The organism is Armatimonadota bacterium (assembly GCA_020354555.1).
GTDB lineage: Bacteria > Armatimonadota > Hebobacteria.
This window is the reverse complement of the sequence record CP070648.1, coordinates 1,706,244-1,713,644: the sequence shown is the minus strand read 5'-3', so window position 1 is coordinate 1,713,644 and position 7,401 is coordinate 1,706,244. Positions and strand designations below refer to the sequence as shown.

Annotated in this window: 5 protein-coding genes; 3 read left to right on the top strand and 2 right to left on the bottom strand. The window is 67.0% G+C overall.

The window, feature by feature from the left end; translation table 11 throughout:
* Nucleotides 1-242 precede the first annotated feature (242 nt).
* Entirely contained in the window at nucleotides 243-2,468 is a 2,226-nt protein-coding gene (locus JSV65_06985; GenBank protein UCH36093.1) for a hypothetical protein, read from the top strand.
* 57 nt (nucleotides 2,469-2,525) lie between these two features.
* Here JSV65_06985 and JSV65_06980 read toward each other — a convergent pair whose 3' ends face one another.
* Nucleotides 2,526-3,755, bottom strand: coding sequence for a CapA family protein (locus JSV65_06980; protein ID UCH36092.1), 1,230 nt, complete (start codon nucleotides 3,753-3,755; stop codon nucleotides 2,526-2,528).
* Nucleotides 3,756-3,794: 39 nt separating this feature from the next.
* Nucleotides 3,795-4,574 carry a M55 family metallopeptidase gene (locus tag JSV65_06975; protein UCH36091.1) on the bottom strand — a complete coding sequence of 260 codons (780 nt, stop codon included), beginning with the start codon at nucleotides 4,572-4,574 and terminating at the stop codon, nucleotides 3,795-3,797.
* A 245-nt stretch (nucleotides 4,575-4,819) separates the two neighbouring features.
* On the opposite strand from JSV65_06975, the gene JSV65_06970 reads away from it, so the two are divergent.
* Together JSV65_06970 and JSV65_06965 are read left to right on the top strand one after the other, a co-directional pair.
* The gene (locus JSV65_06970; protein UCH36090.1) at nucleotides 4,820-6,013 is read left to right on the top strand and encodes a DegT/DnrJ/EryC1/StrS family aminotransferase; all 1,194 of its coding nucleotides are present in this window, start codon (nucleotides 4,820-4,822) and stop codon (nucleotides 6,011-6,013) included.
* Nucleotides 6,010-7,368 carry a GNAT family N-acetyltransferase gene (locus tag JSV65_06965; GenBank protein UCH36089.1) on the top strand — a complete coding sequence of 453 codons (1,359 nt, stop codon included), beginning with the start codon at nucleotides 6,010-6,012 and terminating at the stop codon, nucleotides 7,366-7,368. The genes JSV65_06970 and JSV65_06965 overlap by 4 nt, the downstream gene beginning before the upstream one ends.
* Nucleotides 7,369-7,401 lie beyond the last annotated feature (33 nt).

The following is a 7,401-nucleotide window of genomic DNA, read 5'->3' as shown; positions in this document are numbered from 1 at the left end:
ACGGTCAATGTCCAGCACCGTGAGGGGATAATCCGCCTCCCGCAGCACCTTCCCGAAATGGCTGCCGATATTGCCGATGCCGATCAGGCCGATGCGGTGCATGAGCCACGCCTCCTGTGGGGATAACGCAATGCGCTCACGGCGCACACTGCAGGATTCGGCGCGGCGCCGCCTAATTCCTCACCCGCCCGCAGCTATCGCGCTGCGCGCAACTCCCGCACCGCATACCGAGAGGACAGCCCATGCCGGCAGCACCCACGCCGTGGTGGACGCGCCCGTTCCGCATCATGCGGCGGGACTACATCAGCGAATACGACCGCCTGCTCGCGCAGGATCCCGCCGAACTCGCGCGCGAGGCCAAGGAGGATTTCCACGTCAATGCCGAGTGGGTGATGGCCAACCTCGGGTGCTCGCCCGGGATGGCGCACATCGTGACGTTCGACACGGATAAGTTCGAGAAGCTCGACGTGCTCGGTGACCGCGACGTGTTGCGCGACTACATCCCGCATGCGGAGCGCCGCGGCATCAAGGTGCTCGCCTACATCAACCTGCACTGGTTTGGCTATGAGTTCGCCGAGGCGCATCCGGATTGGGAGCAGCTCCTCGCCGACGGAGAGCCGTACGGGCGGCGACATCCGCTCTACGGCGCGGGCACGACCATGTGCGTCAACACACCGTGGCGCGACTGGGCGTTTGACCTCATCCGCGAGGCGGCGAAGACGGGCATCGCCGGCGCGTTCCTCGACGGCCCGGTGGTCTTCCCAGGCGCGTGCTACTGCGACGCGTGCCGGCGCCTTTTCCGCGAGCCGAGCGGGAGCGACGCTCCGTCGGAGGAAGACTGGCGCAGCGAAACCTGGAAGGACTGGGTCGAGTTTCGCGAGGAGTCCATGGCGCGCTTCCTGACCGACGCGCGGGCGGCGCTGCGGTCGGTGAATCCGGATGGCTGCATCTACCTCAACGGCGGCGGCTATGCGGCGGGCGCGTGGCGGGTGGCGCGCGACATTCAGAGACTGAGCGACTGCCAGGATATCAACGGTGCCGAGCAGTTCTTCCACCCCACCTCAGGCCGCCATTACATCCTCGCCTCCGCCTTGCTCGGCAAGTACCTCGGCGCGCGCAATCGCGTGTCACAGGTGTACACGCATCACGCGTTGGGCGCGTGGCACTACATCCCGCTGCCGGTCAACGAGATGAAGCTCGCGTTCGCGCAGACCGTCGCCGCCGGGTCGAACACGTGGTTTGCGGTGTGGGATCGCGCGCTGGAGCACAGTCGCGAGGAGGCGCAGGCCGCGGCGGAGACCAACGCCTTCGTCGAGCGACACGAGGCGTACTTCACCGACACGCGCTGCGCCGCGCGGGTCGCGATGCTCGTCGGCAGCGCGTCGAATCACTGGTATCTGTCGCAGCGCAAGGAGCTGTACATCGAGCCGGGCAGCGGCGTCGAGCGCGATCTGATCGCCGATGTCGCGGGCGGCGCGGTCGAGACGCAGAAGCGCAAGGGCGTGTGCGACGGACTGGTGACCGGCTCTACGACGGGCATGTTTCTCGCGTTGGCGCGGTCGCATCTGCCGGTTGAGATACTGTGGGATTGCGACGTCGCGCCCGAAGTGCTATCTCGGTACGACGCGCTGGCGCTTGCCAACACGCCGTGCTTGAGTGCGGGGCAGCGGGAGGCGATTCGCGACTTCGTGGCCGCAGGCGGCGGGCTCTACGCGGACTTCGAGAGCGGGATGTATGATGAGCGGGGCAATCCGACCGATGACCGCCAATGGCGCACGCTGCTCGGCATCGAGTCGGTTGACGGCATGTTCGTGCCGTCCAGGACGGAGGACTATCTGCAGATGACCGCGGCCGCGACACAGCTCGGATCATACCGGCCAGGGCAACTCGTTCCGCGGCCCGTGCACATACTGGGAGTGCGGCCTCGCGCAGACACGCAGGTGCCGGCCGTTGTTACTGTGCCGCTCGGCAGGTCTTACATGGTCCCACGGGGCGAGACCGACAACCCGGGGTTGATCCTCGGCACCTTAGGCAAGGGGCGCGTCGCCTACTGTCCCGGCGCGCTGAGCGCGGTCTTCGGCGAACTCGGCATGCTGCAGCACCAGCGGCTCATCAATGACATGGTGCGCTGGGTGACCAGGAATCCCTCTCCCTGCAAGGGAGAGGATCACGGGTGTGCGACCTCGCTGCCTCTCGAAATCCGCGCCCCGCAGTCAGTTTACGTGGAGTGGCGCAACAAGGCGCCGGATACGGACCTCATCCATTTGGTCAACAACACAGCGGACATGCACCGGCCCGTCGGCGAATTCATTCCGGTCCGCGATATCACGATCCGACTCGCGCGAGATCGCGTCTCGCGCGTGCATTCGCTGCGGCTCGACGCCGACATCCCGTACGAGACTCGCGGCGGCGTGGTTGTCGCGACTCTGCCGATGCTCGACGAATATGATGTCGTCGTGATTGAATAGAGGGCGTTCCGGGCGCGCTCTCCACGAGTGCGCGAATGCGAGCGGGATGTCGCCGGCTCAGGACTTGCGGCGGCGGACGCGGCGGCGCGGGCGCTTCCTGGTGAAGCGGTAATGCGGCCGGTGCAACGGATCCGCCTCGCGGTTCATCTGATCCCACTGCTCGCGCGCCATGTCGCGGATCTCTTGCGCCCAGCTCCGGTTCTCAGCGACGAAGCACACGCGGCCAACCAGTTCCTCGATGACCCCGTCCACATCGCGCTCGGCGGCCTTCTGGATGTACGATTTCAACATCCGCTTTGCGACCTTGCGCCATGTTCGCTTGACCGCCTCTTCGTCCGCGAGTTTCGCGTCGAGGCGCGAGAGATACCGCAGCATCGCCCCGCGCGCGCGACCCTCCAGCGCGACAGGCCGCTCCTCAGGGGACTCGCGAATCTCGAACGGCACGCGCTCGAACGACTCCACCCCGTTGCGCCCGACCTCGGCGAGCAGGAGAAACGAGTGCGCGGTGTGCGGCCCGTTGTCCCTGAGATAGCCGAAGCTGTGGGCATCGAAGACAAAGTTGCCCAGCGAGTACGCGATCAGGCAACCGTCAACCATCTCCATGCCCTGGGGCACATGCGGGTGATGCTGGAGAATGAGGTCGGCGCCGGCGCGCGCGATCTCCCGGGAGTTGCACAGCCGGGGCAGCGACGGCGTGGGCATGAACTCGAGGTCGCCGTGGATGGAGACGACCAGAACGTCCGCATCTGCCCGGTGCCGGCGCACGTCCTCCACTACGGTATCGAGTTCATAGTAGGCGTAGCTCGGAGTCGTATGACCGAGCGTGTAGTTACTGTCCTCGCCGTAGCACAGGAAGCCGAACGTCAGGCCGCCCGTCTCCAGCACGGCCAACCGGCGCGCTTCGGCCTGCGAATACCCGACGCCGCCCGTCGCGATGCCCGCCTGCTCCAGGCAGCGCTTGGTGTAATCCATGCCCACGGCGCCGGCGTCGAGGATGTGATTGGCGGCAAGGTTGAGGAAATCGAACCCCGCCCGCTTGAGCGCTGCCGCGCCGTCGGGGCCTGGGACGGGCGATATCAAACCGTCAGGGTCTATCTGATCCCTGGGATAGTCGTCGGGAATCGCGACGGATTCCATATTCCCGAACAGCACGTCCGCGCGCGCGAGGTGCGGGCGCATTGACTCGAAGGGCCAGTCCGCGCCGCGCTCCATCATCTCGACGCCGGTCTGGCCCGAGAACGAGATGTCGCCTGTCGCGCCGAGCGTCACCGTCTCTCTCGCCGCCACGCCGTCACCTCTCCCCGCGCCACTGCTCGCAGTCGCCACTCAGAACCGGCACACACGCTCCGCCGTCGAGACCACCTTGCGCACGGTGCGGGCATCCACACGCTCGGCGTCCGGGTCGGCTGCCGCGCGGTCGGCCATGTCGCTGCGGTAGTACGTCAACTCGAGCGTTATCGGCGCTTCGAGCCTCCACGGCTTCAGTTCCTTCGCCTTGGCCACCGCCTGCGCCGCGCGCTCGCGGATCAGCGCGTGCGCCTTGCCGAGCGGCATGAGGCGCGCTTGGTTGCGCCCCAGACCGCGCTTCACCGCCGCCGTGACCACGCCCGGGAACTGCTCCTCGGCCTCGCGGCACGCCGCCTCGTCTCCCGTGACCATGATGAGCGGCACGCCGAAGTGTCCGGCATGAGCGGTCTCCATGCCGATCTCACCCACCGGCCTGCCGTTGATCTTGAAACAGAACCATCCGGCCGAACTCATGGTGTGATCCAGGAAACCGTTGAGCGTACCGGCCATGGCGTGATGGCCGGTGAGGATCAGGCCATCGAAGGATTCGTCGAGCGACGGCATCGGCGAGTCCGCGGACGGCGTCTCGTATTCCGCCCGCTCATCCATCTTCTCTATCAGGAAATTCGGCCCGCTTCCGTGCGTGTCACAGGCCACGAGTTCGGCGGCGCCTCCGTCAATCGCGCCGGCGATGGCCGCGTTGACGTCGCCGACGAGCAGTTCGCGCCCCTGCTGACAATGCGGGGACTTCGCGTCAGTCTGCTCCGCCCTCCAGATGCCCGACGTCCCCTCCATGTCGCAGAGGAGGTATATCTTCATCGTGTCTCCTTGCAGCCGTGAGTAAGTCAGTCACCGGCGCCAGTTGTGCGCAAGTGATTCCGTCCGCGTCGGCACTCTCCCTGCTTGCGCCGGTGCGCCCGTGACCGGGTCGCGGCTCCCACGTGAGCGACCTGCTCGCGCACGGCTGGTCCCCTGACGAGCCGCTGCTCCGGGCCGCAGGTCTGCGCGGCCACGGCGCGGAAAAGGAGCCGTTACCGACCTGAAGGCGGTGCGGAGGATGCGACATGAGCTTTCGCATGTTCGGCGAGGACGAGCTGGCGGCGCTGCGGGAAGTCGTCGAGAGCCAGGAGATCTGGCGCGGCGCGAGCGGGAACTACGTCGCGCGCCTCGAGGACGCGTTCGCCGAGCACGCCGGCCGGGAATACGTGCACGCCGTCAACTCCGGCACATCGGCGAATGAAGCCGCGCTGGCGGCGTGCGGCATCGGGCCGGGGGACGAGGTGATCTGTCCCCCATGCTCGTTCATCGCGTCTTCACTGGCCGCGGTTGGGCTCGGCGCGGTGCCGGTGTTCGCCGATGTGGATCCCCGCAACCTCATCATCACTGCGGATGCCGTTGAAGCGGCGGTCACCCCGCGCGCGAAGGCGGTCGTCGTCGTTCACCTCTGGGGCATCCCGGCGGATATGGAGCCGATCATGCGGGTCGCGAGGAAGCACGACCTGAAGGTCGTAGAGGACTGCGCGCAGGCCTACGACGCGTACTACCGCGGGCAAATGGTTGGGACGTTCGGCGACGCCACCTGTTACAGCCTCCAGCAGAGTAAGCACATGACCGCCGGCGAAGGCGGCCTGGTCACGACCGACGACCCCGACGGCTATGCGCGCGCCGTGCTCTACTCCAACTGCGGCATGCCGTGGTTCCGGGACAAAGCCGCGCCGCCCGAGGCGACAGAAATCGGCGGCATCCCCCAGCGCGGGCACTTCGCGTTCGGGCACAACTACCGGATGAGCGAGCTGCAGGGCGCGGTCGCGTTCGTCCAACTCCGAAAGATCGAGCGGTTCAACGCGCGCCGGGCGGAGATCGCCGCCGTCATCGAAGAAGAGCTGCGCTCGGTGCCCGGGCTCCGCCTCGCTCACACGCCGCCCGACAGCCGGCCGAACTACTGGGCATATCCCCTCTGGCTCGATCCGGAGCAGACGACTCTCACGACGGCTGACCTCGACTTCGGCAGGTACAACGAGATAAACTATCTCGAGGATGTTTTCCAGCGGATGGAGCGCGAGCGACGTACCTCCGTCGGGTACCCGCTGCCCGAGTATGTGAGCTATGCGCCCGGAACGTGCCCGAGCGCGGAGGCGGGCGCGCGGCGGCTGTTCACGCTGTGGCCGCACCCGCTCGCGGTCGACCCCGAGCAGATGCGCGCGAAGGCGCGGGACATCGCCGCGAAAATGCACGAGGCGATGAAGGAAGACGGATGACACCAGAGACCGGAGCGAAGCCGACCATTCCGCGAGACCTCGGCGACGGCCTCATCCTCCGCCGAGCGACGGTGGATGACACCGCTGCGCTCGCCGCGTTCAATCGCGAGATCCACTGCGCCTCGGATCCGCCCGAAGTGCAGAACGCCATGAGCGTATGGATTGACGTGCTTATGTCCGGCACACACCCCGGGATTAGCGCGCGCGACTTCACCGTGGTCGAGGACGTTAGTACAGGCGCCGTCGTATCGTCCCTGTGTCTCATCTCCCAGACCTGGTCGTACGCCGGGATCCCGTTCGGCGTCGGCCAGGTGGAGCTGGTGGGCACGCGGCCGGAGTATCGCCGGCGCGGCCTGGTGCGCGCGCAGTTCGAAGCGGCCCACCGCTGGAGTTCGCGGCGAAGGCACAAGGGCCAGGTCGTCGTCGGCATCCCCAATTTCTACCGGCAGTTCGGCTACGAGATGGCGCTCGAGGTCGGCGGCAGCCGGATCGGCTTCAAAGCCGGCGTCCCGGCGCCGAAGAAGGGCGCGAAGGAGCCGTATCGCGTGCGTCCTGCGACGGAAGCCGACTTGCCTTTCATGGCGCGGGTCTATCGCGATGGCATGCGGAGATACCTCGTGTCATGCGTTTGCGGCAGCGCCGTCTGGCGCTACGAACTCAAGGGCCGCAACAAGCGGGCACTGGAGAGTCGCCAGCTGTGCCTCATCGAGGCCGCACGTGGGGACCGCATCGGTCTCCTGGTCCACTCGACCGAGTTATGGGACAAGACGCTGGGCGTCCTCGTTTACGAGTTGAGACCCGGCGCGAACTGGCTGGCGCCAACGCGGACCGTCCTGCGCTACCTGCTCGCCACCGGCGAGCAATGCGCGGTGCGCGGCAACAAGCAGTTCACATCCTTCGCGTTTCGCATTGGCTCGCAGCATCCGGTATACGAGGTCATCCCGTCTCGATTGCCGCGCACGCGCGAGCCGTACGCGTTCTACGTCCGCGTGCCCGATCTGCCCGACTTCATCCGCCACATCGCACCGGTCCTGGAGCGTCGGCTCGCGGACTCACCGGCCGTGGGGCATACCGGGGAACTGAAGCTCAGCTTCTACCAGGTAGGGCTGCGGCTCGTGTTCGACCGCGGCAGGCTGAAGCAGGCCGAGCCGTGGGCTCCGGGAGAAGGCCTGTCCGCGGCATTCCCCGGGTTCACCTTCCTACAGTTGCTCTTCGGGCGCCGCTCGTTCGATGACCTGCAATCAGCCTACCCCGACTGTTACGCCGCCGATCGCGGCGACGACGGCGACGAGGTGAGCCTGCTCCTGCGGGTGCTGTTTCCCAAGGAGCCGTCGCTGGTGTGGACGCCGGCGTGAGCGCCGCGCCGCTTGGCGCCCACTGCTGATGCG

Coding starts and splice junctions, on each gene's coding strand:
- JSV65_06985 (UCH36093.1), top strand. CDS start 243: ATGCCGGCAGCACCCACGCCGTGGTGGACGCGCCCGTTCCGCATCATG.
- JSV65_06975 (UCH36091.1), bottom strand. CDS start 4,574: ATGAAGATATACCTCCTCTGCGACATGGAGGGGACGTCGGGCATCTGG.
- JSV65_06970 (UCH36090.1), top strand. CDS start 4,820: ATGAGCTTTCGCATGTTCGGCGAGGACGAGCTGGCGGCGCTGCGGGAA.
- JSV65_06965 (UCH36089.1), top strand. CDS start 6,010: ATGACACCAGAGACCGGAGCGAAGCCGACCATTCCGCGAGACCTCGGC.